The 24,714-nt window shown below is 65.3% G+C and carries 27 protein-coding genes; 22 read left to right on the top strand and 5 right to left on the bottom strand.

Features of this window, described 5'->3' with window-relative positions; all coding sequences use genetic code 11:
* Window positions 1–9: 9 nt before the first annotated feature.
* The 3 genes from DN824_RS18910 to DN824_RS18900 all read left to right on the top strand — a co-directional run bounded on the left by DN824_RS18910 (window position 10) and on the right by DN824_RS18900 (window position 2,731).
* Window positions 10–366: a PilZ domain-containing protein gene (locus DN824_RS18910; protein WP_138409906.1), complete on the top strand. Its 357-nt coding sequence runs from the start codon at window positions 10–12 to the stop codon at window positions 364–366.
* Window positions 367–408: 42 nt separating this feature from the next.
* Window positions 409–1,200, top strand: coding sequence for a TatD family hydrolase (locus DN824_RS18905; RefSeq protein ID WP_138409905.1), 792 nt, complete (start codon window positions 409–411; stop codon window positions 1,198–1,200).
* 130 nt (window positions 1,201–1,330) lie between these two features.
* Entirely contained in the window at window positions 1,331–2,731 is a 1,401-nt protein-coding gene (locus DN824_RS18900; RefSeq protein WP_138409904.1) for an amino acid permease, read from the top strand.
* 202 nt (window positions 2,732–2,933) lie between these two features.
* Here DN824_RS18900 and DN824_RS18895 read toward each other — a convergent pair whose 3' ends face one another.
* The gene (locus tag DN824_RS18895; protein WP_138409903.1) at window positions 2,934–4,067 is read right to left on the bottom strand and encodes an aminotransferase class V-fold PLP-dependent enzyme; all 1,134 of its coding nucleotides are present in this window, start codon (window positions 4,065–4,067) and stop codon (window positions 2,934–2,936) included.
* A gap of 80 nt (window positions 4,068–4,147) precedes the next feature.
* Here DN824_RS18895 and DN824_RS18890 point away from each other — a divergent pair, with 80 nt between their 5' ends.
* The 3 genes from DN824_RS18890 (at window position 4,148) to DN824_RS18880 (ending at window position 6,044) form a co-directional block, all read left to right on the top strand.
* A complete protein-coding gene (locus DN824_RS18890; protein WP_138409902.1) occupies window positions 4,148–4,768 on the top strand; it encodes a TetR/AcrR family transcriptional regulator in 621 nt (206 codons plus the stop codon).
* A gap of 93 nt (window positions 4,769–4,861) precedes the next feature.
* A complete protein-coding gene (locus DN824_RS18885; RefSeq protein ID WP_414718305.1) occupies window positions 4,862–5,467 on the top strand; it encodes a DUF4823 domain-containing protein in 606 nt (201 codons plus the stop codon).
* Window positions 5,468–5,477: 10 nt separating this feature from the next.
* Window positions 5,478–6,044 (top strand): DUF1285 domain-containing protein, encoded by a 567-nt coding sequence (locus tag DN824_RS18880; RefSeq protein WP_138409900.1) that lies wholly within the window; start codon window positions 5,478–5,480, stop codon window positions 6,042–6,044.
* Between the two features lie 56 nt (window positions 6,045–6,100).
* Here DN824_RS18880 and DN824_RS18875 read toward each other — a convergent pair whose 3' ends face one another.
* Window positions 6,101–7,753 (bottom strand): electron transfer flavoprotein-ubiquinone oxidoreductase, encoded by a 1,653-nt coding sequence (locus tag DN824_RS18875; protein ID WP_138409899.1) that lies wholly within the window; start codon window positions 7,751–7,753, stop codon window positions 6,101–6,103.
* A 318-nt stretch (window positions 7,754–8,071) separates the two neighbouring features.
* Here DN824_RS18875 and DN824_RS18870 point away from each other — a divergent pair, with 318 nt between their 5' ends.
* From DN824_RS18870 to DN824_RS18840, 7 genes are all read left to right on the top strand, one after another.
* Window positions 8,072–8,821, top strand: coding sequence for an electron transfer flavoprotein subunit beta/FixA family protein (locus DN824_RS18870; RefSeq protein WP_138409898.1), 750 nt, complete (start codon window positions 8,072–8,074; stop codon window positions 8,819–8,821).
* Window positions 8,822–9,751 (top strand): electron transfer flavoprotein subunit alpha/FixB family protein, encoded by a 930-nt coding sequence (locus tag DN824_RS18865; RefSeq protein WP_138409897.1) that lies wholly within the window; start codon window positions 8,822–8,824, stop codon window positions 9,749–9,751. It begins immediately after the preceding gene.
* Between the two features lie 114 nt (window positions 9,752–9,865).
* The gene (locus DN824_RS18860) at window positions 9,866–10,687 is read left to right on the top strand and encodes a substrate-binding periplasmic protein (RefSeq protein WP_138409896.1); all 822 of its coding nucleotides are present in this window, start codon (window positions 9,866–9,868) and stop codon (window positions 10,685–10,687) included.
* A gap of 13 nt (window positions 10,688–10,700) precedes the next feature.
* A complete protein-coding gene (locus tag DN824_RS18855) occupies window positions 10,701–11,054 on the top strand; it encodes a DUF4398 domain-containing protein (RefSeq protein WP_241663884.1) in 354 nt (117 codons plus the stop codon).
* A complete protein-coding gene (locus DN824_RS18850) occupies window positions 11,051–11,854 on the top strand; it encodes an OmpA family protein (protein ID WP_138409895.1) in 804 nt (267 codons plus the stop codon). Before DN824_RS18855 ends, DN824_RS18850 begins: the two co-directional genes overlap by 4 nt.
* Before the next feature lie 112 nt (window positions 11,855–11,966).
* Complete coding sequence (locus tag DN824_RS18845) at window positions 11,967–13,397, top strand: aminotransferase-like domain-containing protein (RefSeq protein ID WP_138409894.1); 1,431 nt, start codon at window positions 11,967–11,969, stop codon at window positions 13,395–13,397.
* A 47-nt stretch (window positions 13,398–13,444) separates the two neighbouring features.
* Entirely contained in the window at window positions 13,445–14,029 is a 585-nt protein-coding gene (locus DN824_RS18840) for a hypothetical protein (RefSeq protein ID WP_138409893.1), read from the top strand.
* Window positions 14,030–14,035: 6 nt separating this feature from the next.
* On the opposite strand, the gene DN824_RS18835 is transcribed toward DN824_RS18840, so the two are convergent.
* Window positions 14,036–14,203, bottom strand: a complete 168-nt coding sequence (locus DN824_RS18835; protein ID WP_138409892.1) for a DUF2897 family protein — start codon at window positions 14,201–14,203, stop codon at window positions 14,036–14,038.
* A 155-nt stretch (window positions 14,204–14,358) separates the two neighbouring features.
* On the opposite strand from DN824_RS18835, the gene pyrF reads away from it, so the two are divergent.
* The gene (gene pyrF / locus DN824_RS18830) at window positions 14,359–15,054 is read left to right on the top strand and encodes an orotidine-5'-phosphate decarboxylase (RefSeq protein ID WP_138409891.1); all 696 of its coding nucleotides are present in this window, start codon (window positions 14,359–14,361) and stop codon (window positions 15,052–15,054) included.
* Window positions 15,055–15,084: 30 nt separating this feature from the next.
* Here the strand turns inward: pyrF and DN824_RS18825 are convergent, their stop codons facing one another.
* Window positions 15,085–16,086 carry an NADP-dependent oxidoreductase gene (locus DN824_RS18825; RefSeq protein ID WP_138409890.1) on the bottom strand — a complete coding sequence of 334 codons (1,002 nt, stop codon included), beginning with the start codon at window positions 16,084–16,086 and terminating at the stop codon, window positions 15,085–15,087.
* A 197-nt stretch (window positions 16,087–16,283) separates the two neighbouring features.
* Here DN824_RS18825 and DN824_RS18820 point away from each other — a divergent pair, with 197 nt between their 5' ends.
* The gene (locus DN824_RS18820; protein WP_138409889.1) at window positions 16,284–17,045 is read left to right on the top strand and encodes an SDR family oxidoreductase; all 762 of its coding nucleotides are present in this window, start codon (window positions 16,284–16,286) and stop codon (window positions 17,043–17,045) included.
* 1 nt (window position 17,046) lies between these two features.
* Here DN824_RS18820 and DN824_RS18815 read toward each other — a convergent pair whose 3' ends face one another.
* Complete coding sequence (locus tag DN824_RS18815) at window positions 17,047–18,240, bottom strand: benzoate/H(+) symporter BenE family transporter (protein WP_138409888.1); 1,194 nt, start codon at window positions 18,238–18,240, stop codon at window positions 17,047–17,049.
* A 105-nt stretch (window positions 18,241–18,345) separates the two neighbouring features.
* Between DN824_RS18815 and DN824_RS18810 the strand changes: the two genes are divergently transcribed.
* The 7 genes from DN824_RS18810 to fliJ all read left to right on the top strand — a co-directional run.
* Complete coding sequence (locus DN824_RS18810) at window positions 18,346–18,996, top strand: hypothetical protein (RefSeq protein ID WP_158295402.1); 651 nt, start codon at window positions 18,346–18,348, stop codon at window positions 18,994–18,996.
* 119 nt (window positions 18,997–19,115) lie between these two features.
* Window positions 19,116–19,448 carry a flagellar hook-basal body complex protein FliE gene (fliE, locus tag DN824_RS18805; RefSeq protein WP_138409886.1) on the top strand — a complete coding sequence of 111 codons (333 nt, stop codon included), beginning with the start codon at window positions 19,116–19,118 and terminating at the stop codon, window positions 19,446–19,448.
* A 14-nt stretch (window positions 19,449–19,462) separates the two neighbouring features.
* On the top strand, window positions 19,463–21,250 hold the full coding sequence (gene fliF / locus DN824_RS18800; protein WP_138409885.1) for a flagellar basal-body MS-ring/collar protein FliF: 1,788 nt from the start codon (window positions 19,463–19,465) through the stop codon (window positions 21,248–21,250).
* On the top strand, window positions 21,243–22,259 hold the full coding sequence (fliG, locus tag DN824_RS18795) for a flagellar motor switch protein FliG (RefSeq protein ID WP_138409884.1): 1,017 nt from the start codon (window positions 21,243–21,245) through the stop codon (window positions 22,257–22,259). Before fliF ends, fliG begins: the two co-directional genes overlap by 8 nt.
* Window positions 22,260–22,269: 10 nt before the next feature.
* Window positions 22,270–23,040: a flagellar assembly protein FliH gene (gene fliH, locus DN824_RS18790; protein WP_138409883.1), complete on the top strand. Its 771-nt coding sequence runs from the start codon at window positions 22,270–22,272 to the stop codon at window positions 23,038–23,040.
* Window positions 23,030–24,388: a flagellar protein export ATPase FliI gene (gene fliI, locus DN824_RS18785; protein WP_138409882.1), complete on the top strand. Its 1,359-nt coding sequence runs from the start codon at window positions 23,030–23,032 to the stop codon at window positions 24,386–24,388. The genes fliH and fliI overlap by 11 nt, the downstream gene beginning before the upstream one ends.
* Before the next feature lie 2 nt (window positions 24,389–24,390).
* Window positions 24,391–24,714: flagellar export protein FliJ (fliJ, locus tag DN824_RS18780; RefSeq protein WP_138409881.1), on the top strand; the 324-nt coding region annotated here is incomplete at its 3' end.

Below are 24,714 nucleotides of genomic sequence, written 5' to 3'. Positions count from 1 at the left end.
GTACACCGCATGAATCTGCCACCGAATCTAGGGCCGCGTAACGGGATCATGTCCTTGACCATCAAGGACAAATCCGTGCTGTACGCGGCCTATATGCCCTTCATCAAGCATGGCGGGCTGTTCATCCCCACCAACAAGAGTTACAAGCTCGGCGACGAAGTGTTCATGTTGCTCAACCTGATGGACGAACCGGAGAAGATTCCGGTCGCCGGCAAGGTCGTCTGGATCACCCCCAAGGGTGCGCAAGGGAATCGCGCCGCCGGCGTGGGCGTGCAGTTCAACGAGGGCGACACCACCGCTCGCAACAAGATCGAGACCTACCTGGCCGGCGCGCTGAAGTCCGATCGCCCGACCCATACGATGTAACCGCTGGCGCCGTTGCATCCCGCCCGAGACCCCGCACCTTCGATGCTCGTAGATTCGCACTGTCACCTCGACCGACTCGACCTCACCGCCCATGACGGCTCCCTCGATGCCGCGCTGCAGGCGGCACGCCAGCGTGGGGTGGGGCATTTTCTCTGCATCGGCGTGAGCGCCGACAACGCCGCGGCAGTCAAGGCGCTTGCCGAGCGCTATGACGATGTGGACTGCTCGGTCGGGGTCCATCCGCTGGATCTGGAGCCCGGTGCCGAACCGGCACTGGACTGGCTGGTGGGCGAGTTGGCCCATCCGCAGGTGGTCGCCATCGGGGAAACCGGCCTGGATTACCACTACGAGCCGGAAGCCGCGCAGCTGCAGCAGCAGTCCTTTCGTCTGCACCTGGAGGCTGCGCGGATCACCGGCAAGCCGGTGATCATCCATACCCGTGCGGCTCGTCTGGACACCCTGGCGCTGCTGCGGGAGGCCGATCTGCCACAAGCCGGCGTGCTGCACTGCTTCACCGAAGACTGGGAGATGGCCCGGGCGGCGCTGGACATGGGTTACTACATCTCCCTGTCGGGCATCGTCACGTTCCGCAATGCCGAGGCGTTGCGCGAGGTTGCGCGCCAGGTACCGGCCGATCGGCTGCTGGTGGAGACCGATTCGCCTTACCTTGCACCGATACCGCATCGCGGCAAGCCGAACCTGCCGGAATACGTGCGCGACGTGGCGGAGTTCCTCGCCCGCTTGCGCGGTGTCGGCTTCGATGAGCTGGCGGCGCAGACCACCGCCAATTTCCGTCGGCTGTTCCCCCTGGCGCGGGTTCGCGCGACACCATGACGTCTCGGGCGTCGCGCGCAGGATGTACAATGCGCGCCTCCGACCCGTAGCCCCCGTTTCCCCCATGAGTCCCAGACCCTTCGCGGCAACGCGGCGGGCTTGCGTCATGTTCCGTATCGAAGGTTGATCGATGAACGACAGTTTGCACACCGGCCCGCTCAAGCGCGGATTGAAAAACCGCCACATCCAGTTGATCGCCCTGGGCGGCGCCATCGGGACCGGCCTTTTCCTCGGGTCGGCGGGGGTGCTCAAGAGTGCCGGCCCGTCGATGATCCTGGGGTACGCCATCGGTGGGTTCATCGCCTTCCTGATCATGCGCCAGCTCGGCGAGATGATCGTCGAGGAGCCAGTGGCCGGATCGTTCAGCCATTTCGCCCATCAGTACTGGGGTCGTTATGCGGGCTTCCTGTCGGGCTGGAACTATTGGGTGCTGTACGTGCTGGTGGGTATGGCCGAGCTGACCGCCGTCGGCAAGTACGTTCAGTATTGGTGGCCCGAGATCCCGACCTGGGCGACCGCGGCGGCCTTCTTCGTGCTCATCAACCTGATCAACCTGAGCACGGTCAAGGCCTTCGGCGAGGCCGAATTCTGGTTCGCGATCATCAAGGTCGCGGCGATCGTCGGGATGATCCTGCTCGGCCTGTTCCTGCTGTTCGGCGGGGCGGGGGGTGAGCAGGCCAGCGTCAGCAACCTGTGGAGCCACGGCGGGTTCTTCCCCAACGGCATCAGCGGCATGGTGATGGCGTTGGCGTTCATCATGTTTTCCTTCGGCGGACTGGAGCTCGTCGGCATCACCGCCGCCGAGGCGGAGAACCCGAGGACCGTCATTCCCAAGGCCATCAACCAGGTGGTCTACCGGATCCTGATCTTCTACATCGGCGCGCTGAGCGTGCTGCTCGCGCTGTATCCCTGGGACAGCCTGCTGCAAACCCTGGGCGCGGCCGGCGATCCCTACAGCAGCAGCCCCTTCGTGCAGATCTTCTCGCTGATCGGGAGCGACACCGCGGCCCACGTGCTCAACTTCGTCGTGCTGACGGCCGCGTTGTCGGTCTACAACAGCGGTGTGTATTGCAACAGCCGGATGCTTTACGGGCTGGCCGAGCAGGGCGATGCGCCCAAGGCGCTGATGAAGATCAATCGCCGGGGCGTGCCGGTCCTGGCGCTGGGGGTTTCGGCGCTGGTCACCTTCCTCTGCGTGCTGGTCAACTACCTGCTGCCGCAGGGCGCGCTGGAGCTGCTGATGTCGCTGGTGGTGGCCTCGCTGGTGATCAACTGGGCGATGATCAGCCTGACGCATCTGCGTTTTCGCCGCAGCATGCGGCAGCAGGGCGTGGAGCCGGGTTTCAAGGCGTTCTGGTTTCCCTTCGCCAACTACCTGTGCCTGGCGTTCGTGGCGCTGATCGCCGGCATCATGTTGCTGATTCCGGGCATTCGCCTGTCGGTGTTCGCGATTCCGCTGTGGATTCTCTTCCTCTGGTTCTGCTTCTGCCTGCGCCAGAAGATGCTCGCGTCGCGCACGGTTGCCGGCTGAACCGGGCAAAAAAAACCCGGAAGCCAAGGGATCCGGGTCAAGACCATTAGGAGTCGAAGCCGCGTTCCTCGCGGCTTCAGCTGGCTTCGCATCGGGGGATTGCGTTGCCAGTTGCTGAAGTATTGGCGCGAATGGGCGGCTTTGCAGGCGCGCGCTGGCTAATTTTTAAACAGATTTGGAATAGATTTCCCGACCTTGATCGCTAGCCGTTGGCCAGCTCGCGGAGGATCGCCAGGGTTTCGTCGATCACCGAGGCCGGGGTGTAGAAGTGCGGCGACAGCCTGATGCCGCCGCCGCGTTGCGCGCAAACCACCTGCTCGGCCTTGAGCCGTTCGAACAGCGCGCCACGATCCAGTTGCTCGAGGCGGAAGGTCAGGATGCCGGAGCGTCTGGCCTGCGCCTGAGGGCTCAGCAGCTCGACCCCCCCGATCGCAGCCAGTCCGCTGTGCAACCACTCGATACGCTCGAGCAGCAGCCTGGCCACCTGATCCATTCCCACCTCTTCGAGCAGCGACAGGCTGGCCTCGAGGGCCATGCAGCCGAGCATGTTGGGGCTGCCGCACTCGAAGCGCCGGGCGCTGCGTGCCGGCTGCCAGTCGCTGCGGTCGTAGTTGCCGGCATCCTCGAGCATGTGCCAGCCGTATTCGTGGAGTTTCAACTGGCTGCGCAGGTCGCTGCGGCAATAGAAGACGCCCAGGCCTTCCGGGCCCAGCATCCATTTGTGTCCATCGGCCATGGCGAACGCGCAGCGTGCGGCCTGCACGTCGAGGGGCAGGGCGCCCAGCTGCTGATTGGCGTCGATGCACAGCAGCACGCCGCTCCGTTCGCAGGCGAGGCCCAGACGCCCCAGGTCCAGGCGCAGGCCGCTGGCGTACTGCACGGCGCTGATCGCCATCAGCCGTGTCCTGGGGCCGCAGGCTGCGAGCAGATCGGCTTCCGGGTCCTGCCCCTTGAGGCTGACCTGAACGACCTCCACGCCTTGTGGCGCGAGCGCCTCCCAGACGACGCGATTGGACGGAAACTCCTCGTCGCTGATGACGATCTGGTCGCCGGAGCGCCAGTCCAGCCCGAACGCCACGAACGACAGCGCCTCGGAGGTATTCTTCACCAGCGCGACATCGGCCCTGCTGGGCGCGTTGAGGAGGCGGGCCAGGCGTTCGCGCAGGCGCAGTTCCACCTCGAGCCATTTCGGGTAGTCACGGGCGCCGATGGTGTGGTTTTCCCGGGCGAAGGCCGTCACGGCATCGCTTGCCCGCCGGGGCCAGGGCGCGACGGCCGCATGATTGAGGTAGCGCAGGCCGGCGGGGTGCGGGAATTGCTCGTCGTACGCATTCATAGGCTGATGTTCCGTGCATTTCTGGGCTAGATAGGCATAATATCCCGCTTCGATTTTCCACCCCGCAGTCTTCTCAACCTATGCAGAATGAACCTCGAAAAGTCCGCGAGTTTCGGCGGCGCGAACAGGAAATCCTCGATACCGCGTTGCAGCTTTTTCTCGAACAAGGAGAAGACAGCGTCACCGTGGAGATGATCGCCGACACGGTGGGCATCGGCAAAGGCACGATCTACAAGCACTTCAAGTCCAAGGCCGAAATCTACCTGCGGCTGATGCTCGACTACGAGCGCGACCTGAACGAGCTGCTCCATTCGCCGGACGTCGACCGCGACAAGGAAGCGCTTTCGCGCGCCTATTTCGAGTTCCGCATGCGCGATCCGCAGCGCTATCGCCTGTTCGACCGCCTTGAGGAAAAGCTGGTCAAGGGCAACCAGGTGCCGGACATGGTCGAGGAGCTGCACAAGATCCGCGCGTCAAACTTCGAACACCTGACCCAGCTGATCAAGGGTCGCATCGCCGAGGGCAAGCTCGAAGACGTCCCGCCTTACTTCCATTACTGCGCGGCCTGGGCGCTGGTGCACGGTGCCGTGGCGCTGTATCACTCGCCTTTCTGGAGCAGCGTGCTCGAAGATCAGGAGGGGTTCTTCCAGTTCCTGATGGACATCGGCGTGCGCATGGGCAACAAGCGCAAGCGCGACTGATCCGCGGTCCCCTGCCGGGTCCGCTCCTGTGCGATGGCCTGGATGCTGCATTGTCTCGGGGATCGCCGGTTTTCCGTCGCCGGCCTGGAGACGATGATGAAGTATTTGAGCCTGCTGCTGGTGCTGACGCTGTTGAGCGGCTGCATGAAAGTGAGCGACATGGCCGAGGGCACGCGCTATCACCTGCGCGATGCCGGCATTCTCGATCACAGCGATACGCAGCGTTCCGCCACCTGGCGCATCCAGCCGGATTCCCTCATCTATATTGCCCAGGGCCACTTCGTGCCGCCGGGCCAGTTCCATCCGCGGCCGAACGTGGTGGCTGAAGAGGCCTTCAAGGGTTTCGTCGAGTATTTCCCCATGGTTCGGCGTGCGCCGGAGCCGGCGGGTCTCGAAGACGCATTGAACCAGGCGGCGGCCAATGGTGCCCATTACCTGTTGTACACGCGATTTGCCGCGGCGGACGACCGTATCGGCACCTATGAGGAATGGGACGATCAGCGTGTGGTCGATCGGCTGGGCGTGGATACCAGTGTCATCCAGCTCATGCTGATCGAAACCGGGACCCGCTATCAGGTGGACAATGCGCGCATTCGCACCCGTGGCGGCATCCTGACCCTTTATGACGCCAAGCCGGATCAGTTCCTGGGCCCGCCGTTACGCGACTATGCCCGGCGCCTGCTTGGCCTCGGACGTTGAGGAGAACGCTATGCCCGTTTCCGGCAAGGCCAACGACCTGCTTGGCCAGATTCCGAAAAGCGAGAAGAAAGGACTGCCTCCGGTCCATCTCTGGAATCCGCCGTTCTGCGGCGATCTGGATATGCGGATTGCCCGGGACGGCACCTGGTACTACCTCGGTACTCCCATTGGCAGGCCGGCGATGGTGCGTCTGTTCTCCACCGTGATCAGGCGCGACGGCGACGATTATTTCCTGGTGACGCCGGTCGAGAAGGTCGGCATCCAGGTCGAGGACGCACCCTTCGTGGCGGTGCGTCTCGAAGTCCTGGGCGAGGGGGAGGGGCAGGTGCTGCGCTTCGTCACCAATGTCGAGGACGAGGCCGAGGCGGGTCCGGAGCATCCCCTGCGGGTCGAGCTCGATCCCCAGACGCAGGAGCCGGCGCCCTACGTCCATGTCAGGGCGAACCTCGAGGCGTTGATCGGTCGCAACGTGTTCTACCAGCTGGTGGAGCTGGCGGTGCCCCGGGAGATCGATGGCCAGACGTGGCTGGGGGTCTGGAGCCACGGCGAGTTCTTTGCCCTCGGGCCGCAAGGCTAGCCCCTGGCGAACGCTGCGCAGATGTGAAAAAGGCTCCCGAGGGAGCCTTTTTTGTCTTACATGTTGGGGTAGTTCGGCCCGCCGGTACCTTCGGGTGCCACCCAGGTAATGTTCTGCGCCGGATCCTTGATGTCGCAGGTCTTGCAGTGCACGCAGTTCTGCGCGTTGATCTGGAAGCGCTTGCTGCCATCGTCGTTGGCCACCACCTCGTAGACGCCGGCCGGGCAGTAGCGCTGCGCGGGTTCGTCGTAGAGCGGCAGGTTCTTGTCGATCGGGATGCTCGGGTCGGTCAGCTTCAGGTGTACCGGCTGATCTTCCTCGTGGTTGGTGTTGGAGAGGAACACCGAGCTGAGCTTGTCGAAGCTGATCTTGCCGTCCGGCTTGGGGTAGCTGATCTTCTCGGCATCCGCCGCCTTCTTCAGGCAGGTGTGATCCATGCGGGTATCACGCAGCGTGAAGGGGAGCTTTCCGCCCAGCAGGTTGTATTCGACGAAGCTGAAAGCCGGACCCATGATCGGGCCGAACTTGTGCATCGCCGGCCCGAAGTTGCGGCTCTGGTAGAGCTCGTCGTGCAGCCAGCTCGCCTTGAACCCTTCGACGTAGTTGGTCAGCTCGTCGGCTTCGCGGCCTTCGGCCAGGGCGGCGGCGATGGCTTCGGCGGCCAGCATGCCGGACTTCATGGCAGTGTGGCTGCCCTTGATCTTGGCGGCATTGAGCGTGCCGAGGTCGCAGCCGATGAGCGCGCCGCCCGGGAAGACCATCTTCGGCAGGGAGTTGAAGCCGCCCTTGACCAGCGCGCGTGCGCCGTAGGAGATGCGCTTGCCGCCTTCGAGGTACTGCTTGATGACCGGATGGTGCTTGTAGCGCTGGAACTCGTCGAACGGCGAAAGGTGCGGGTTGCTGTAGGCGAGGTCGACGATCAGGCCGACCACGACCTGGTTGTTCTCCAGGTGATAAAGGAAGGAACCGCCCGGGTTTTCCTTGTTCAGCGGCCAGCCGGAGGTGTGCACGACCAGGCCCTGCTCGTGCTTGGCCGGATCGATTTCCCAGAGCTCCTTGATGCCGATGCCGTAGTGCTGCGGATCGACGTTGGCGCTGAGCTGGAAGCGCTTGATCAGCTGTTTGCCGATATGGCCGCGGCAGCCTTCGGCGAACAGGGTGTATTTGCCACGCAGCTCCATGCCGGGGGTGTAAACGCCTTCCTTCGGATTGCCTTCGCGGTCGACGCCCAGGTCGCCGGTGATGATGCCGCGAACGATGCCCTGTTCGTCGATCAGGGCTTCCTGGGCGGCGAAGCCCGGGTAGATCTCGACACCCAGGTTTTCGGCTTGCTGCGCCAGCCAGCGGCACAGGTTGCCGAGGGAAATGATGTAGTTGCCTTCGTTGTGCATCGGCTTCGGTACGAAGAAGTTCGGCACTTTCGTGGCTTTTTCGGCGCTGTTGAGCAGGTAGATGTCATCGCGCTTGACCGGAGTGTTCAGCGGCGCGCCAAGGGCCTGCCAGTCGGGAAACAGCTCGTTCAGCGCGCGGGGCTCGAACACGGCGCCGGATAGAATGTGCGCGCCTACCTCGGAACCTTTTTCGACGACGCAGACACTGATCTCCTGGCCGGCGTCGGCGGCTTTCTGCTTCAGCCGGCAGGCAGCCGATAGGCCCGCGGGGCCGGCACCGACGATGACGACGTCGAATTCCATGTATTCGCGTTCCATTAGCTATCTCCTACTCAAGGCTTGAAATTTTATAAGATGGAGGACCCAGGCCGGTCCCTGTGCTGGCCGAGCGGCAGATTATATCTACACCCCAATGCAGGTCCAATACAAACGTTTGTTTGAATTTGCTGGAAGCCTGATAGAATCTAGGATCTGTGGTTTATGACGGGGTATTTGCGTTGTTGACCCCTCTATAGGCAGCCGTCAAGATACGAGCGGTTTTGCGCGCGCAGACGGTGCTGGCCACAGTTTGGGGTGCCATGCAGGGCCCGGTTCGCCTCGGCGGAATTCAATTCACCGGAGAGTAACGAGGAATCCATGAAGGTTCTTGTAGCTGTCAAACGAGTGGTCGATTACAACGTCAAGGTCCGCGTCAAGGCGGACAACTCGGGCGTCGACCTCGCCAACGTCAAGATGTCGATGAACCCCTTCTGCGAAATCGCCGTGGAAGAAGCCGTGCGTCTGAAAGAGAAGGGCGTCGCCAGCGAAATCGTCGTTGTCTCCATTGGCCCGACCGCTGCCCAGGAGCAGCTGCGTACCGCCCTCGCGCTGGGCGCCGATCGTGCCGTGCTGGTCGAGTCCGCTGACGAGCTGAACTCCCTGGCCGTGGCCAAGCTGCTCAAGGCCGTCGTCGACAAGGAGCAGCCTCAGCTGGTCATCCTCGGCAAGCAGGCCATCGACAGCGACAACAACCAGACCGGCCAGATGCTCGGCGCCCTGACCGGCTACGCCCAGGGCACCTTCGCCTCGAAGGTCGAAGTATCGGGCGACAAGGTCAACGTGACCCGCGAGATCGATGGCGGTCTGCAGACCGTCGCACTGAACCTGCCGGCGATCGTGACCACCGACCTGCGTCTGAACGAGCCGCGCTACGCTTCGCTGCCCAACATCATGAAGGCCAAGAAGAAGCCGCTGGAAGTGGTGACGCCCGATGCGCTCGGCGTGGCCACCAGCTCCACCCTCAAGACTCTCAAGGTCGAAGCGCCTGCGGCCCGCAGCGCAGGCATCAAGGTCAAGTCGGTCGCCGAACTGGTCGAGAAACTGAAGAACGAGGCGAAGGTAATCTAAATGACTATCCTGGTTATCGCTGAACACAACAATGCGGTCCTGGCGGCTGCGACCCTGAACACCGTCGCGGCAGCCAAGGCCATTGGCGGTGACATCCACGTGCTGGTAGCCGGCGCCGGTTGCGCGGCCATCGGCGAAGCGGCTGCCAAGATCGAAGGCGTGTCCAAGGTGCTGGTCGCCGACGATGCGGCCTATGCCAACCAGCTGCCGGAAAACGTCGCCCCGCTGGTTGCCGACCTGGCCAAGCAGTACAGCCATGTCCTGGCGGCTGCCACCACCAACGGCAAGAACTTCCTGCCCCGCGTCGCCGCCCAGCTGGACGTCGACCAGATCTCCGAGATCATCGCGGTCGAGAGCCCGGACACCTTCAAGCGTCCGATCTATGCCGGCAATGCCATCGCCACCGTGCAGTCCAGCGCTCCGGTCAAGGTCATCACCGTGCGTACGACCGGTTTCGATGCGGTGAACGCCGAAGGCGGCTCGGCTGCCATCGAGCAGATCACAGGCCCGGGCGATGCCGGCAAGTCGGCCTTCGTCGGTGAAGAACTGGCCAAGTCCGACCGTCCCGAACTGGCTGGCGCCAAGATCGTGGTTTCCGGCGGTCGTGGCATGCAGAACGGTGACAACTTCAAGTACCTGTACTCGCTGGCCGACAAGCTTGGCGCAGCCGTCGGTGCCTCGCGCGCTGCCGTCGACGCCGGCTTCGTGCCGAACGACATGCAGGTCGGCCAGACCGGCAAGATCGTCGCACCGCAGCTGTACATCGCGGTCGGCATCTCCGGTGCGATCCAGCACCTGGCGGGCATGAAGGACTCCAAGGTGATCGTCGCGATCAACAAGGACGAGGAAGCGCCGATCTTCCAGGTGGCCGACTACGGCCTGGTGGGCGATCTGTTCGAAATCGTTCCGGAACTCGAACGCCTGGTCTGATCGACCGGTGCGTGACGAAAAACCCGCTCCCAGGAGCGGGTTTTTTCATGGGCGAGCGATCGTGCCTGCCAATGGTAAGATTCGCCGCATCGTCCTACAGGCCAAGAGGTATTCATGGGGTTTCCCAGGCTCAAACCGGCACTGCTCCTCGTCATGCTCAGCGTGACGGGGCTGGCGAGCGCGGCGGGCAAATGCGATCGGGTGATTGCTACCGGCGCTGCCGACAACCCGCCGTTTCTCTGGCGTGACCCGCAGCACCCGGAGCGGTTGATCGGCGCCAATGCGGACCTGCTCCGGCAGATCACCGATGCGATCGACCTGAAACTGGAGATCCTCTACACCGGCGATGCGGACAAGGCGCTCGACGAGGTTCGCAGCGGCAGGGTCGACATTCTCGCCGGCGCGCCGCTCACCATCGAGCGGCTCCAGGAGCTGGACTTCGTCCACCCGGCGGTCGCCGAGCTGGAAACGCTGCCCTGGGTGCGCCGGGATCATGTCTGGTTCTACGGCACTCGCGAGGACCTGGTCGGCCGGGCCGGCGCCTACGTGTCGAGCGCCCGCTTCGGCAGCGAGTTCGATGCCTTCGTCCGGGACAGCCTGCGCTTGCAGTCCGCGTCCAATCTGACGCAGGCGCTGCAGAGCGTCCTGGTGGGGGAGAGCGACTACGTGCTGCACGAGCGCTACTCGGCCATCGTTCAGGCCGACACCCTGGGGCTGCTCGACGATCTGCAGCCCCTCGATCCACCGGTGCTGAGCCAGGGCCTGCATCTGGCGGTGTCCCATGACTCGGCTTGTAACGATGCTTGGCTGCGCGGGCAGCTGGCCCTGAAAATGACGCAGCTGCGCGCCGCCGGTGTGCCGCATGCGCTGTTAATGAAAAACATCGATCTCTGGAAGAGCCAGCAGTTGGCGCCTGCCAGTACAGGACAAGACTAGGAAGAATATCGCCGTGAATCCCTCCTTTCCCTGCCTCCTGCTATCGGCGCTGCTGCTCGCCGGTTGCGCCAGCGATCCGGTCCCCAGCGAGCAGCTTCGTCTCTCCGAGCAGGCCGTGGCGCAGGCGCGTGCCGTCGGAGCCGACGAAGCGCTGGCCGAGTTGCCGCTGGCCGAAGCCAAGCTCGTCGAGGCCCGCGCGGCCATGGCGCGCGGCGACAACCGTGCGGCGCGGTTGCTGGCCGAGCAGGCCGAGCTGGATGCCCGCCTGGCCGAGGCGCGTGCCCTCAATCGCCGCAGCGAGGAGCAGCTGGCTGAGCTGACCGCGCGCATCGGTCGGCTGCGTCAGCAGCTGGGAGCACTGCAATGAAGGGCTTCGGATGCGCTTGGCTGGTGTTCATCGGCGTTGCGCTCGGCGGCTGCGCCAGTTCGTCGTCCGGCCCTGCGCTGGATGAGGCGGCGGCCGCCTACGCGCGGGTCAAGGCCGACCCGGACGTGCTGCGCAGCGCGCCCAAGGATGTCGTTCGTGCCGGCGAGACACTGGCGCGTGCCGAGCGGTTTTCCAGCTACCTGGGCAGCGGCGAGGACGTCGCCCATTACGCCTATCTCAGCCAGCGCTACAGCGATATCGCGACCCAGCACAGCGAGCTGGACAAGGCGCAGCAGCGCATCGTCCTGCTCGAGCGTGAGCGTGACCGCCTGCGCCTTGCCTTGCGCGAGGGCAGAATGCTCAGTTCGCAGCAGGAGAATCGCTGGATCGAAGACCAGATGATGAGCCTGGCCGCCAGCGAGACCGATCGCGGGCTGGTGATGACGCTTGGCGACGTGCTGTTCGAGACGGCCAGCGCGACCCTGAGCCCATCGGCCAACCGCACGCTGTTCAAGCTGGCGCAGTTTCTTCAGATCAACCAGCGGCGCAACGTGAGGATCGAGGGCTACAGCGACAGCCTCGGCCCGGCCGAGCAGAACCTGGCGCTGTCGAAAGCGCGTGCGCAGGCCGTCGGCGACCTGCTGGTCGACCTGGGCATCGAGGCGCGGCGGATCGAGGTCGTGGCCTATGGCGAGCGCTTTCCCGTCGCCGAGAATGCGTCGGCGCAGGGGCGTGCGCAGAACCGTCGCGTCGAGATCCTGTTCTCCGACGACCAGGGGCGGATAGCGCCTCCCCGGTAACGGGCCGAGCGCCTTGGCGCGACTGTTTCGCGCACTCTGCGAGTAACTGTTATGGTGAAAGGCCGCTCCGCTGAGCTACTGTTATGGTTCAGTTAGCGGAGGCGCCGGCGAAATGACCAATCTGTTGCTTTATCAGCGTATCGCGCACCAGCTTGCCGAAGACATCCGCCGCGGCGTCTACCGTCCCGGCGAGCGCGTGCCGTCGGTGCGCAAGATGAGCGTCCAGCTCAACGTCAGCCACGCCACCGTGCTCCAGGCCTATGCCAATCTGGAGGATCAGGGGCTGATCCGCGCCCGTCCGCAATCGGGCTTCTACGTCCATCAGACGCCCGCGCTGACCGCACCGACCCCCGATATCGCGCGGGTCGAGAAGCCGACGCTGGTGACTCGCAGCAGCATCATCCACCAGGTGTTGCGCGAGGCGCGACGCGAAGGCGTGATCCCGCTCGGTGCGGCGGTCCCCCATGTCGACTACCTGCCCGTACGGGCGCTGCACCAGCAGCTCGCCAAGGTCACCCGCTTCCAGAGCGCGGAAGTCTTCGCCTACATGTTCAGCCCCGGCTATGAGCCGCTGCGGCGCCAGGTCGCGATTCGCATGCGCGACGCGGGCGTCGTGGTCAGCCCGTCGGACATCGTCATCACCCACGGCTGCGTGGACGCCCTGCAGATGGCGCTGCGGGTCCTGACCAAGCCGGGCGACCTGATCGCCGCGGAGTCGCCGACCTATTACGGGCTCCTGCAACTGGCCGACCTGCTGGGGCTGAAGGTCATCGAAATCCCCAGCGACCCGGCCACCGGCATCAGCCTCGAAGCGTTGCAGCTGGCGGCCAGTCAATGGCCGATCAAGACGCTGGTGTTGACGGCGCGACTGAGCAACCCCCTGGGAGGCTGCATTCCCGACATGCGCCAACGGCAGCTGCTGACGCTGGCCGAAACCTTCAACATCCAGATCATCGAAGACGATATCTATGGCGAGCTGATGTTCGAGCAGGGCCTGTCGAAGGCGCTGAAGGCCAACGATCGTCAGGATCGGGTCATCTATTGCTCGAGCTTCTCCAAGACGCTTTCGCCGGGCGTGCGCATCGGCTGGATGATCGCCGGCAAGCATCAGGAAGAAATCCAGCGGATGCAGACCTTCAGTACCCACTCGGCCTGCAGCGTGACCCAGATGGGAGTCGCCGCCTATCTGGAAAACGGTGGTTATGACCGCCATCTGCGCTATATCCGTCAGGAGTACCGCAAGAACCTCAGCGCCTTCCAGCTGGCCGTTCAGCGTTATTTCCCGGAAGGGACCCAGATGACCCGGCCGATCGGCGGTTTCATCCTGTGGGTGAGTCTGCCGGTGAAGGTCAACACCAAGGAGCTTCACGCCAAGGCGTTGCAGCAGGGCATCAGCATCGCGCCGGGGCTGATCTTCAGCAACACCGAGCAGTTCAACCACTGCGTGAGGCTCAATTGTGCGCTGCCCTGGGGGCGCAACGTGGAGCAGGCGGTGCGAACCCTCGGCGCGCTCGCCGGGCAGCTGTGCGAGCAGGCGCAATAGCGGAAATTTCGTGGTCCAACCGAGGTGGGTGTCTGGAGAGGCTGAACATGAAGCCCTGGATCGTTTTTCTGCTGCTCGCATCAACGCTCGTCGGCTGTGACGACGGCAATAAGCCGATGCCCCGGGACGCGGTTTCCGACGCGGCATCGCAGCCGCCTGCGGGCCGTGCCTCGGAACCTGTCGAGGCGGAGTCGGAGGCCCAGCCCGCGCCGTCGGCGCCCGCCGATCCGGCAGGCGAAACGGCGCCCACTTCGATGCCGCCGGCGATCGAGATCGAATCGCCGTCGCTGCCCGATCTGCAGGCCGACAAGCCGCCGGCCGTGGTGATCAACTTGCCGCCGCCGAACGAGGCCGATGCGCCGGTGGTCGCGGCCAAGCCGGCCCGGGCGGTGAAGCAGGCGGTGAAGGAGGTCGAGCTCGCCACGCCGCCGCTGGACCTCAGCCTGCCCGAAGACTGGGTCGAAGAGTTCGCCCTCGTCGAGGAGATCACCGACAGCGGCCGTGTCCTGCCTTCGCTGTTCGCCGAGCCTCGCCGGCAGGTCCAGATGAGTGCGCGACTGCTGTCCGGCAGCACCTACGAAGACAGTGACAGATTCGACGGCGCCGAGATCCAGTTCGAAATCAGGCGCTGAGCTGGATCAGCGATATCGGGCGTCTTCGGCGTCGGCCTGCGCGTTGCGCTGGGCGATGCGCTGTTTCTGTTCCTCGGTCAGCGGAATCTTGCGCGCGGTCTTGAGCAGCATCATCAGGCTGCCCACGATCGAGCCAAGCACGATCGCGATCAGCAGCCACAGGTACCAGGGCATGGGGTTCTCCTTTCACTGGGTAGCCGTTGCGGGGCGGGTCCGCAAAGGATAACGGTGTACGCCGCCGTCACTGTGTTCGACAGGCGCTGTCGGCTTTCGTCGCGCCGATGGTTTTTCTGCGACAATGCGCGCCGAATTTTAGCCGAGGAGCCGCCATGTCCTGCCAGACCCCCATCATCGTCGCGCTCGATTTTCCGACCCGTGATGCCGCACTGGCACTGGCTGGCCGGCTTGACCCGTCAGCCTGCCGCGTCAAGGTCGGCAAGGAACTCTTCACCCGGTGCGGTCCGTCGATCGTCGAAGACCTCCAGGCCAAGGGTTTCGACGTGTTCCTGGATCTGAAATTCCACGACATTCCCAACACCACGGCGATGGCGGTCAAGGCGGCGGCGGAGCTGGGCGTGTGGATGGTCAACGTGCACTGTTCCGGTGGCCTGCGGATGATGCAGGCCTGCCGCGAGGTGCTGGAGCAGTCCGGTGGCGCCCGGCCGCTGCTGATCGGCGTGACCGTCCTGACCAGCATGGAGCAGGCCGACCTCGCCGACCTGGGGCTCGACATCGATCCCCGCCAGCAGGTGCTGCGCCTGGCCGCGCTGGCCGAACGCGCCGGACTCGACGGCCTGGTGTGCTCGGCCCAGGAAGCCACGGCCCTGAAGGCCCAGTCGCCCGGTCTGCAATTGGTGACGCCGGGCATTCGTCCGTCCGGCAGCGCCGCCGACGATCAGCGGCGCATCCTCACTCCCGCCCAGGCCATGGCGGCAGGCTCCGACTTCCTGGTGATCGGTCGCCCGATCAGCCAGGCCGCCGATCCGGCGGGTGCGCTGGCGCAGGTGCTGGCCGAACTGGGCTGACCGTCCCGGTCCGAGCCGGACCTCGCCGGCTCAGACCTTGAGGACGAGCTTGCCGAAGTTGCCGCCGGTAAAGAGCTTCATCAGCGTCTCGGGAAAGGTCTCCAGCCCTTCGACGATGTCTTCCTTGCTCTTGAGCTCGCCACTGGCGAGCCAGCCGGCCATGTCGCGCATCGCCTCGGGGTAGCGTGACAGGTAGTCCGTCACCACCATGCCCTCCATCCTGGCGCGGTTGACCAGCAGCGAGAGGTAGTTGGACGGTCCCTTGACCGCTTCCTTGTTGTTGTACTGGCTGATGGCGCCGCATAGCACCACCCGCGCCTTGACGTTGATGCGGGTCAGCACCGCGTCGAGGATGTCGCCGCCGACGTTGTCGAAATAGACGTCGACGCCTTTGGGGCACTCGCGCTTGAGGGCGGCGTGAAGGTCCTCGTTCTTGTAGTCGATGGCGCCATCGAAGCCGAGTTCGTCGGTGAGGAAGCGGCACTTGTCCGCACCGCCGGCGATGCCCACGACGCGGCAGCCCTTGATCCGGGCGATCTGTCCGGCCACGCTGCCCACCGCGCCGGCCGCTCCGGAGAGCACCACGGTCTCGCCGGGCTGGGGCTGGCCCACCGCGAGCAGGGCGAAGTAGGCGGTCATGCCGGTCATGCCCAGTGCCGACAGGTACCGCGGCAACGGCGCCTGGGCCGGATCGACCTTGTAGAAGCCCTTGGGCTCGCCCAGGTAATAGTCCTGGATGCCCAGCGCCCCGTTGACGTAATCCCCTTCGGCAAAGCCCGGGTGCCTGGAGGCGACGACCTTGCCGACGCCGAGCGCGCGCATCACCTCGCCCAGGCCGACCGGGGCGATGTAGGACTTGGCATCGTTCATCCAGCCGCGCATCGCCGGGTCCAGCGACAGGTACTCGACCTTCACCAGAATCTGGTTGTGCCCCGGTTCGGCGAGCGGCGTCTCGGCGAAGCGGAAGGTTTCGCGGGTGGGTGCGCCTACCGGGCGCTGGGCGAGCAGGAACTGGCGATTGGTCTGTGTCATGGCAGCCTCGATCTGTTGAACGGGTCAGGTGTAGTCCCGCTTGCGTCCGCCGAGCAAGGACGTTCGGCAGGCTGGAATGCATGGGCATCCAGGCGGGTGATAGTCCCTCAGGGTGCGGGATGAAATCGGTATAAACGTGACCAGAATAAAAACTGTAGTCACAGCGGCTACGGAATTCATCTGGCGAGGATGTTTCGATGAGCATGACGTTTTCCGGAAAGGTCGCCCTGGTGACCGGTGGTGCGGCGGGTATCGGGCGGGCGACTGCCCAGGCGTTCGCCCAGCAGGGCGTGCAGGTGGTGGTGGCCGATCTCGACCTGCCAGGCGGCCAGGCCTGCGTCGAGGCCATCCGCGCCGCGGGCGGCCAGGCGACCTTCGTGCGCTGCGACGTCACCCGCGAGGCGGACGTCAAGGCGATGATCGAGCAGACCCTGGCGAGCTACGGCCGGCTCGATTACGCGTTCAACAACGCCGGCATCGAAATCGAGAAGGGGCGTCTGGCCGAAGGCAGCGAGACGGAGTTCGACGCGATCATGGGCGTCAACGTCAAGGGTGTCTGGCTGTGCATGAAATACCAGCTGCCGGTGATGCTGGCGCAGGGCGGTGGCGCGATCGTCAACACGGCCTCGGTGGCCGGGCTGGGCGCAGCGCCGAAGATGAGCATCTATGCCGCCTCCAAGCACGCGGTGATCGGGCTGACCAAGTCCGCGGCGATCGAATACGCGAAGAAGCAGATTCGCGTCAACGCGGTGTGCCCGGCGGTCATCGACACCGACATGTTCCGCCGCGCCTACGAGGCCGACCCGCGCAAGGCCGAGTTCGCCGCCGCGATGCACCCGGTCGGGCGTATCGGCAAGGTCGAGGAAGTCGCCGGTGCCGTGCTTTACCTGTGCAGCGACGGCGCCGCTTTCACCACCGGCCAGGCGCTGGCAATCGACGGCGGCGCCACGGCCATCTGAATCAGGCGCGGGGGCGGGCGTTGAGGATCACCAGCGTCAGAATCCCGGCGATCAGCCCCCATAGCGCCGACCCCACTCCCAGCAGCGTCAGCCCCGAGGCCGTCACCATGAAGGTGATCAGGGCGGCTTCGCGTTCGTTCGGCTGTTGCATGGCCTGGGTCAGGCCGCTGGCGATGGAGCCAAGCAGGGCCAGGGCGGCAATCGACAGCACCAGCGCTGCCGGAAAGGCCGCGAAGAGCGCCGCCAGGGTTGCCCCGAACAGCGCCGCCACCCCATAGAACAGACCGCACCAGACCGCCGCGGTGTAGCGCCTGGCGGGATCGGGGTGCGCCTGCGAGCCGGCACAGATCGCCATGGTGATGGCTGCCAGGTGAATGCCATGGGAGCCGAACGGCGCCAGCAGGACCGAAGCGATGCCGGTGGTGGAAATCAGCGGCGAGGCCGGCACCTGGTAGCCCTCGGCGCGCAACACCGCGAGGCCCGGCGTGTTCTGCGACGCCATCGCCACGACGAACAACGGAATGCCGATGCTGATCATCGCCGCGAAGGAAAACGCCGGCGTCGTCCAGACCGGAACGGCGAGCTCCAGGCTCAGCCGTTCGAAATCGAGCAGCCCGAGCAGCGCGGCCAGCACGCAACCCACCAGCAGGGCGCAGAGCACCGCGTAGCGCGGCGCCAGCCGCTTGGCCAGCAGGTAGGCGAAGAACATCGAGAGCACCAGCAGCGGCTGGAATGCGATGGCGCTGAACATCTCGATGCCGATGCGAAACAGGATGCCGGCCAGCAGCGCGGCCGCCAGCGAGCCGGGCAGATGGCGCATCAGGCGCTCGAAGCTGCCGGTCAGCCCGCACAGCGCGATCAGCGCCGAGGCCATGATGAACGCGCCGATGGCTTCGCCATAGGGCACTCCCGGCAGGCTGGTGACCAGCAGCGCCGCGCCGGGAGTCGACCAGGCGACCACCACCGGTGTGCGGTAGCGCAGCGACAGCGCGACGCTGCAGACCGCCATGCCGATCGACAGGGCCCAGATCCAGGAGGCGATCTGTCCCTCGCTGAGGCCGGCCGCCTGGCCTGCCTGGAACATCAACACGATGGAGCTGGTATAGCCGGTGAGCATCGCCACGAAGCCGGCGACGATGCTCGAAGGGGAGCTGTCGGCCAGCAGGCGCAACGGATGGGAGGTCGCCTGGGTCATTGTTATGGGGTCTCGGTCCTCGTGCAGGTGCGCATAGACTATCCGCAGCGGCCAGACCACGTCGCCGTACAGCCGGCCATGCGATGGCAATAACAGTGGAGGCGCGTGTCGATGCAGCCCGAGGACCCTTACCGCGTCCCCGAAGCCGACTTGCTGGACCGCGCGTCGGCCGGACGCCTCGCGCACTGGACGGCCGGGCAGTTGCGGCTGCTGGCGATGTTCTGCCTGCTGCTCGTGCTCGGCACGCTGCTGCTGATCGCCCTGGTCCTGGCCGAATCCTTCAGCGGCGTGGCGCTGCCGTCCTGGTACGACACCTGGTTCGGCCTGGTGCTGGATCTGCTGGGCTGTTACCTGCTGATCAGTTTCAAGCGCTTCGCCCGGGCGCGCTTCGCGGCCAGGGGGCTCGGCTGGCCGATATGGTTGCTGGTGGGCGTCAATCTTCTGCTCGAGCCGGTCGAGCACTGGGTGTCGACCACCGGCGGCGAGGGGCTCGGGCCGGTGCGCCTCTACCTGGCCCTGCTGCTGGCTGTCGGGCTTCTGCTGGTCTGGCTGGGCGGGCGGGTGCTGCTCGTGCGCAGCGACTGGCACTGCTTTCGCATAATGGGCTGGTTGTACCTGAGCGGTGGCGCGGTCTTCGCGTCCCAGCTGCTGATGCCGCTGGCTGCGGCGCTGCTGATCGGCGCGCAGCTGGCGATGATGCGGGTATTCCTGCGCGCACGTGCGGAAGTCCTGGCGTCGCGCCCGCCGGTTCCTTGAGTCCCGTTTTCCACGTCGAATCAGTCGGATAGCGGTTCGGTCAAAGCTGGCACCCTTGTTGCTATATCCCTCTTGCTCGCTGCGTATGCGTCAAAATTTTCGCGGCTGTTGGAGGAAAGATGAGCCAGGGTGTCGAATTCAATCGCTTGATGCTGGAAATGCGCTCCATGCAAATGGACGCGATGGCCCGTGCCAAACCGGCTGCCGCCCCGCAGGAAGTCGCGGGTGCGCCGAGCTTTTCCGACATGCTGGGCCAGGCCGTCAACAAGGTCCACGAGACGCAGCAGATCTCCAGCCAGATTTCCTCGGCGTTCGAGATGGGGCAGGGCGGTGTCGACCTGACCGAGGTGATGATCGCCTCCCAGAAAGCCAGTGTTTCGTTCCAGGCCATGACCCAGGTGCGCAACAAGCTGGTCCAGGCTTATCAAGACATCATGCAGATGCCGGTTTGAGGCAGGGTTGAATCATGGCTGAAGCGTTGACCACCTCCGTACCTGTCCCTGCCGCACCGGGCGAGCCGAAAAAGCCGCTGTTCGGCCTGTCGATCCTGGAAAACCTCTCCGAAATGTCGATGCTGCGCCAGATCGGCCTGCTGGTCGGCCTCGCCTCCAGCGTGGCGATCGGCTTTGCCGTGGTGCTCTGGTCCCAGCAGCCCGACTATCGCCCACTGCTCGGCAGCCTGGCGGGCATGGACACCAACCAGGTGCTGCAGGCCCTGGGCGAAGCGAACATCTCCTACACCGTCGAACCCAATTCCGGCGCGCTGCTGGTCAAGGCGAGCGACCTGGGCCGCGCGCGGCTGAAGCTCGCCGGGGCGGGCCTCGCGCCGGCCGATACCAACATCGGTTTCGAGATCCTCGACAAGGAGCAGGGCCTGGGTACCAGCCAGTTCATGGAGGCGACCAATTATCGGCGCGGCCTGGAAGGCGAACTGGCGCGGACCATTTCCAGCCTGAACAACGTCCGCGCTGCCCGTGTTCACCTGGCCATTCCGAAGAGCTCGGTATTCGTGCGCGATGAGCGCAAGCCGAGCGCCTCGGTACTGGTCGACCTCTATCCGGGGCGTGGCCTGGAGCCGAGCCAGGTGATGGCGATCGTCAACCTGGTCGCCACCAGCGTGCCGGAGCTCGGCAAGTCGGAAATCACCGTGGTCGACCAGAAGGGCAACCTGCTCTCCGACCAGCAGGAACTGTCCGAGCTGACCATGGCGGGCAAGCAGTTCGACTACAGCCGCCGCATGGAAACCCTCTTCACCCAGCGCGTGCACAACATTTTGCAGCCGGTGCTCGGCAGCGGTCGCTACAAGGCCGAGGTCTCGGCCGACGTGGACTTCAGCGCGGTGGAATCGACCTCCGAGACCTTCAACCCGGATCAGCCGGCGCTGCGCAGCGAGCAGAAGGTCAACGAACAGCGCCAGAGCAGCCTGCCGCCGCAGGGCGTACCCGGTGCATTGAGCAACCAGCCGCCCGGTCCCGCGACCGCCCCCGAGCAGGCCGGCGCAGGGCAGGCCGCTGCCGGCGCTATCGCCCCGGGGCAGCCGCTGATCGACGCCAACGGCCAGCAGATCATGGACCCGGCCACCGGCCAGCCGATGCTGGCGCCGTTCCCGGCCGACAAGCGCGAACAGGCAACCCGCAACTACGAGCTGGACCGCTCCATCAGCTACACCAGGCAACAGCAGGGCCGTCTGCGCCGGCTGTCGGTGGCAGTGGTGGTGGACGATCAGGTGCGCATGGGGCCGAACGGAGAAGTGGTGCGTACCCCCTGGAGCGCCGACGATCTGGCGCGCTTCACCCGCCTGGTGCAGGACTCCGTCGGCTACGACGCCAGCCGTGGCGACAGTGTCAGCGTGATCAACACCCCGTTCATGGCGGACAACACCGAGCCGTTCATGGAGATCCCGTTCTACTCGCAGCCGTGGTTCTGGGACGTGGTCAAGCAGGTGCTCGGCGTACTGTTCATCCTGGTGCTGGTGTTCGGTGTGCTGCGTCCGGTGCTCAACAACCTGACCAACGTCGGCAAGAACAAGGAGCTGGCCAGCGACGGCGGCGACCTGGAACTCGGCGACATGGCCGGTGGCCTGGACGGCGAGCTTGCCAGTGATCGGGTAAGTCTCAGCGGACCGCAAAGCATCCTGCTGCCGAGTCCGACCGAGGGGTATGATGCCCAACTGAATGCAATCAAGGGTCTGGTGGCGGAAGATCCGGGCCGTGTGGCCCAGGTCGTAAGAGAGTGGATCAACAGCGATGACTGACAATCGAGTCCCTGCCAAGCTGAACAAGGTCGACAAGGCCGCCATCCTGCTGCTTTCGCTCGGCGAAACCGACGCCGCCCAGGTGCTGCGTCACCTGGGGCCCAAGGAGGTCCAGCGCGTCGGTACCGCCATGGCGCAGATGCGCAACATCCAGCGCGAGCAGGTCGAGAAGGTGATGAGCGAGTTCGTCGAGATCGTCGGCGACCAGACCAGCCTCGGCATCGGCTCCGACGGCTATATCCGCAAGATGCTCACCCAGGCGCTGGGCGAGGACAAGGCCGGTGGCCTGATCGACCGCATCCTGCTGGGCGGCAACACCAGCGGCCTGGACAGCCTCAAGTGGATGGAGCCGCGCGCCGTGGCCGACGTGATCCGCTACGAACACCCGCAGATCCAGGCGATCGTGGTCGCCTATCTGGACCCGGACCAGGCCGGCGAGGTGCTGTCGCACTTCGACCACAAGGTGCGCCTGGACATCGTCCTGCGCGTGTCCTCGCTCAACACCGTGCAGCCGGCCGCGCTCAAGGAGCTCAACCTGATCCTGGAGAAGCAGTTCTCCGGCAGCTCCAACACGACCCGCGCCAGCCTGGGCGGCGTGAAGCGGGCGGCGGACATCATGAACTACCTCGACAGCTCGGTCGAAGGTGCGCTGATGGACGCCATCCGCGAAGTGGACGAGGACCTCTCCAGCCAGATCGAAGACCTGATGTTCGTCTTCGACAACCTCGCCGACGTCGACGACCGGGGCATCCAGGCGCTGCTGCGCGAGGTGTCTTCCGAGGTGCTGGTGCTGGCGCTCAAGGGCTCGGACGATGCGATCAAGGAGAAGGTCTTCAAGAACATGTCCAAGCGCGCCGCCGAGCTGCTGCGCGACGATCTGGATGCCAAGGGACCGGTACGTGTCAGCGACGTGGAGACAGCCCAGAAGGAAATCCTTACCATTGCCCGCCGCATGGCCGAAGCCGGAGAGATCGTTCTCGGTGGCAAGGGCGGCGAAGAAATGATCTGAGCAGGTACCCATGGCGAAGGAAAACCCCAGCGACCTGATCCGGGCGAAAGACGCCAGCGCCTTCGATCGCTGGGCCTTGCCAAGCTTCGATCCGGAGCAGGGCGACCTGGTCGAGCTGGAGCCCGAGCCGGCGCCGGCCGAAGAGATTTCCCAGGTCGAGGACGTTCCGGTCGAGGACGTCAAACCGCTGACGCTCGACGAGCTGGAGGCGATCCGTCAGGAGGCCTACAACGAAGGCTTCGCCACGGGCGAGAAGGACGGCTTCCATACCGGCCAGCTCAAGGCGCGGCAGGAGGCCGAGCCGGTGCTCGCGGCCAAGGTCGCCGGCCTCGAGCGGATCATGGAGCAGCTGTTCGAGCCGATCGCCGACCAGGACCGCAACCTCGAACACGCCATCGTCACCCTGGTCAGCCATCTGTCGCGGGAAGTCATCCAGCGCGACCTGATGATCGATTCGAGCCAGATCCGTCAGGTGCTCCGCGAAGCGCTGAAGCTCCTGCCGATGGGCGCCGAGAACGTGCGCATCCACATCAATCCCCAGGACTTCGAACAGGTCAAGGCGCTGCGTGAGCGCCACGAGGAAAGCTGGCGGATTCTCGAGGACGACAGCCTGCTGCCGGGCGGTTGCCGCGTGGAGACCGAGCACAGCCGCATCGATGCGAGCGTCGAGACGCGCCTTTCCCAGGCGATCAAACAACTGTTCGAGCAGCAGCGCGAGAACGCCACCAACCCGCCTGCGGCCGACCTGAGCCTGGACACGGACAACCTCGATGAAGCTTGACCGGGTCAGCTTCGGGCGCCGCTTCGGCACCTACGTGGAGGCGATCAAGCTCCCGGGGCAGCCGGTGCTGGAAGGCCGGCTGCTGCGCATGGTCGGCCTGACGCTGGAGGCGGAGGGGCTGCGCGCGGCCATCGGCAGCCGTTGCCTGGTGATCAACGACGACAGCTACCACCCCTCCCAGGTCGAGGCCGAGGTGATGGGTTTCTCCAGCGGCAAGCTGTTCTTGATGCCGGTCGGCAGCCTCGCGGGGATCGCCCCCGGTGCGCGGGTCGTGCCGCTGCCCAACACTGGCCGCCTGCCGATGGGCACCTCGATGCTGGGGCGTGTGCTCGACGGCGCCGGACGTGCGCTGGACGGCAAGGGCGGGATGAAGGCCGAGGACTGGGTCCCGATGGACGGCCCGGTGATCAACCCGCTCAAGCGCCATCCGATCAGCGAGCCGCTGGACGTGGGCATCCGCTCGATCAACGGGCTGCTGACCGTCGGCCGCGGCCAGCGACTGGGCCTGTTCGCCGGCACCGGTGTGGGCAAGTCGGTGTTGCTGGGCATGATGACCCGCTTCACCGAGGCCGACATCATCGTCGTCGGGCTGATCGGTGAGCGGGGCCGCGAGGTCAAGGAATTCATCGAACACATCCTCGGCGAAGAGAGCATCAAGCGCTCGGTGGTCGTCGCCTCGCCGGCGGACGATGCTCCGCTGATGCGCCTGCGCGCCGCGCAGTACTGCACCCGCATCGCCGAATATTTCCGCGACAAGGGCAAGAACGTCCTGCTGCTGATGGACTCGCTGACCCGCTACGCCCAGGCCCAGCGGGAAATCGCCCTGGCCATCGGCGAGCCGCCGGCGACCAAGGGGTATCCGCCATCGGTGTTCGCCAAGTTGCCGGCGCTGGTCGAGCGGGCCGGCAACGCCGAGCAGGGCGGCGGTTCGATCACCGCCTTCTATACCGTGCTCAGCGAGGGCGACGACCAGCAGGACCCGATCGCCGACGCCGCGCGTGGTGTGCTCGACGGCCACATCGTGCTCTCGCGCCGGCTGGCCGAAGAGGGACATTACCCGGCGATCGACATCGAAGCCTCGATCAGCCGGGTGATGCCGCAAGTGGTGAGCCCCGATCACCTGCGCAATTCGCAGCGCTTCAAGCAGCTCTGGTCGCGCTTCCAGCAGAGCCGCGATCTGGTCAGCGTCGGCGCCTACGTCGCCGGTGGCGACCCGGAGACCGACCTGGCGATCGCCCGCCAGGCCGAGATGGTCGCCTACCTGCGCCAGGGGCTCGACGAAAGCGAAAGCCTGGGCCAGAGCGCCGCCAACCTGGCCGCGGTGTTCGCCGGCCGCCAGGGTAGCTGAGCGTGACGGCCAGCCGCGCCGCCCGTCTGGGACCGGTCATCGAAATGGCCGAGCGTGCCGAGCGCGACGCTGCGAAAATGCTCGGCCAGGGCCAGGCGCAACTGAGCCAGGCGCAGAGCAGGCTGGGCGACCTGGAGCAGTACTTCGGCGACTACCAGCAGCAGTGGATCAGCGAGGGCAGCCGCGGCGTCTCCGGGCAGTGGCTGATGAACTATCAGCGTTTTCTGTCCCAGCTCGAATCGGCCATCGCGCAACAGCGGCGCAGTGTGGACTGGCACCGCGACAACCTCGACAAGTTGCGGGCACAGTGGCAACAGCGCCACGCG

It is taken from the genome of Stutzerimonas nosocomialis, assembly GCF_005876855.1.
In the GTDB taxonomy this organism is placed as follows: domain Bacteria; phylum Pseudomonadota; class Gammaproteobacteria; order Pseudomonadales; family Pseudomonadaceae; genus Stutzerimonas; species Stutzerimonas nosocomialis.
Note: the sequence above shows the minus strand (reverse complement) of the source record. Positions and strands in the feature narration are given on the sequence as shown.

Bases quoted from the DNA above. Each gene is read 5' to 3' on its own strand.
- DN824_RS18910 (WP_138409906.1), top strand. From the start codon at position 10: ATGAATCTGCCACCGAATCTAGGGCCGCGTAACGGGATCATGTCCTTG.
- DN824_RS18905 (WP_138409905.1), top strand. From the start codon at position 409: ATGCTCGTAGATTCGCACTGTCACCTCGACCGACTCGACCTCACCGCC.
- DN824_RS18900 (WP_138409904.1), top strand. From the start codon at position 1,331: ATGAACGACAGTTTGCACACCGGCCCGCTCAAGCGCGGATTGAAAAAC.
- DN824_RS18895 (WP_138409903.1), bottom strand. From the start codon at position 4,067: ATGAATGCGTACGACGAGCAATTCCCGCACCCCGCCGGCCTGCGCTAC.
- DN824_RS18890 (WP_138409902.1), top strand. From the start codon at position 4,148: ATGCAGAATGAACCTCGAAAAGTCCGCGAGTTTCGGCGGCGCGAACAG.
- DN824_RS18885 (WP_414718305.1), top strand. From the start codon at position 4,862: ATGATGAAGTATTTGAGCCTGCTGCTGGTGCTGACGCTGTTGAGCGGC.
- DN824_RS18880 (WP_138409900.1), top strand. From the start codon at position 5,478: ATGCCCGTTTCCGGCAAGGCCAACGACCTGCTTGGCCAGATTCCGAAA.
- DN824_RS18875 (WP_138409899.1), bottom strand. From the start codon at position 7,753: ATGGAACGCGAATACATGGAATTCGACGTCGTCATCGTCGGTGCCGGC.
- DN824_RS18870 (WP_138409898.1), top strand. From the start codon at position 8,072: ATGAAGGTTCTTGTAGCTGTCAAACGAGTGGTCGATTACAACGTCAAG.
- DN824_RS18865 (WP_138409897.1), top strand. From the start codon at position 8,822: ATGACTATCCTGGTTATCGCTGAACACAACAATGCGGTCCTGGCGGCT.
- DN824_RS18860 (WP_138409896.1), top strand. From the start codon at position 9,866: ATGGGGTTTCCCAGGCTCAAACCGGCACTGCTCCTCGTCATGCTCAGC.
- DN824_RS18850 (WP_138409895.1), top strand. From the start codon at position 11,051: ATGAAGGGCTTCGGATGCGCTTGGCTGGTGTTCATCGGCGTTGCGCTC.
- DN824_RS18845 (WP_138409894.1), top strand. From the start codon at position 11,967: ATGACCAATCTGTTGCTTTATCAGCGTATCGCGCACCAGCTTGCCGAA.
- DN824_RS18840 (WP_138409893.1), top strand. From the start codon at position 13,445: ATGAAGCCCTGGATCGTTTTTCTGCTGCTCGCATCAACGCTCGTCGGC.
- DN824_RS18835 (WP_138409892.1), bottom strand. From the start codon at position 14,203: ATGCCCTGGTACCTGTGGCTGCTGATCGCGATCGTGCTTGGCTCGATC.
- pyrF (WP_138409891.1), top strand. From the start codon at position 14,359: ATGTCCTGCCAGACCCCCATCATCGTCGCGCTCGATTTTCCGACCCGT.
- DN824_RS18825 (WP_138409890.1), bottom strand. From the start codon at position 16,086: ATGACACAGACCAATCGCCAGTTCCTGCTCGCCCAGCGCCCGGTAGGC.
- DN824_RS18820 (WP_138409889.1), top strand. From the start codon at position 16,284: ATGAGCATGACGTTTTCCGGAAAGGTCGCCCTGGTGACCGGTGGTGCG.
- DN824_RS18815 (WP_138409888.1), bottom strand. From the start codon at position 18,240: ATGACCCAGGCGACCTCCCATCCGTTGCGCCTGCTGGCCGACAGCTCC.
- fliE (WP_138409886.1), top strand. From the start codon at position 19,116: ATGAGCCAGGGTGTCGAATTCAATCGCTTGATGCTGGAAATGCGCTCC.
- fliF (WP_138409885.1), top strand. From the start codon at position 19,463: ATGGCTGAAGCGTTGACCACCTCCGTACCTGTCCCTGCCGCACCGGGC.
- fliG (WP_138409884.1), top strand. From the start codon at position 21,243: ATGACTGACAATCGAGTCCCTGCCAAGCTGAACAAGGTCGACAAGGCC.
- fliH (WP_138409883.1), top strand. From the start codon at position 22,270: ATGGCGAAGGAAAACCCCAGCGACCTGATCCGGGCGAAAGACGCCAGC.
- fliI (WP_138409882.1), top strand. From the start codon at position 23,030: ATGAAGCTTGACCGGGTCAGCTTCGGGCGCCGCTTCGGCACCTACGTG.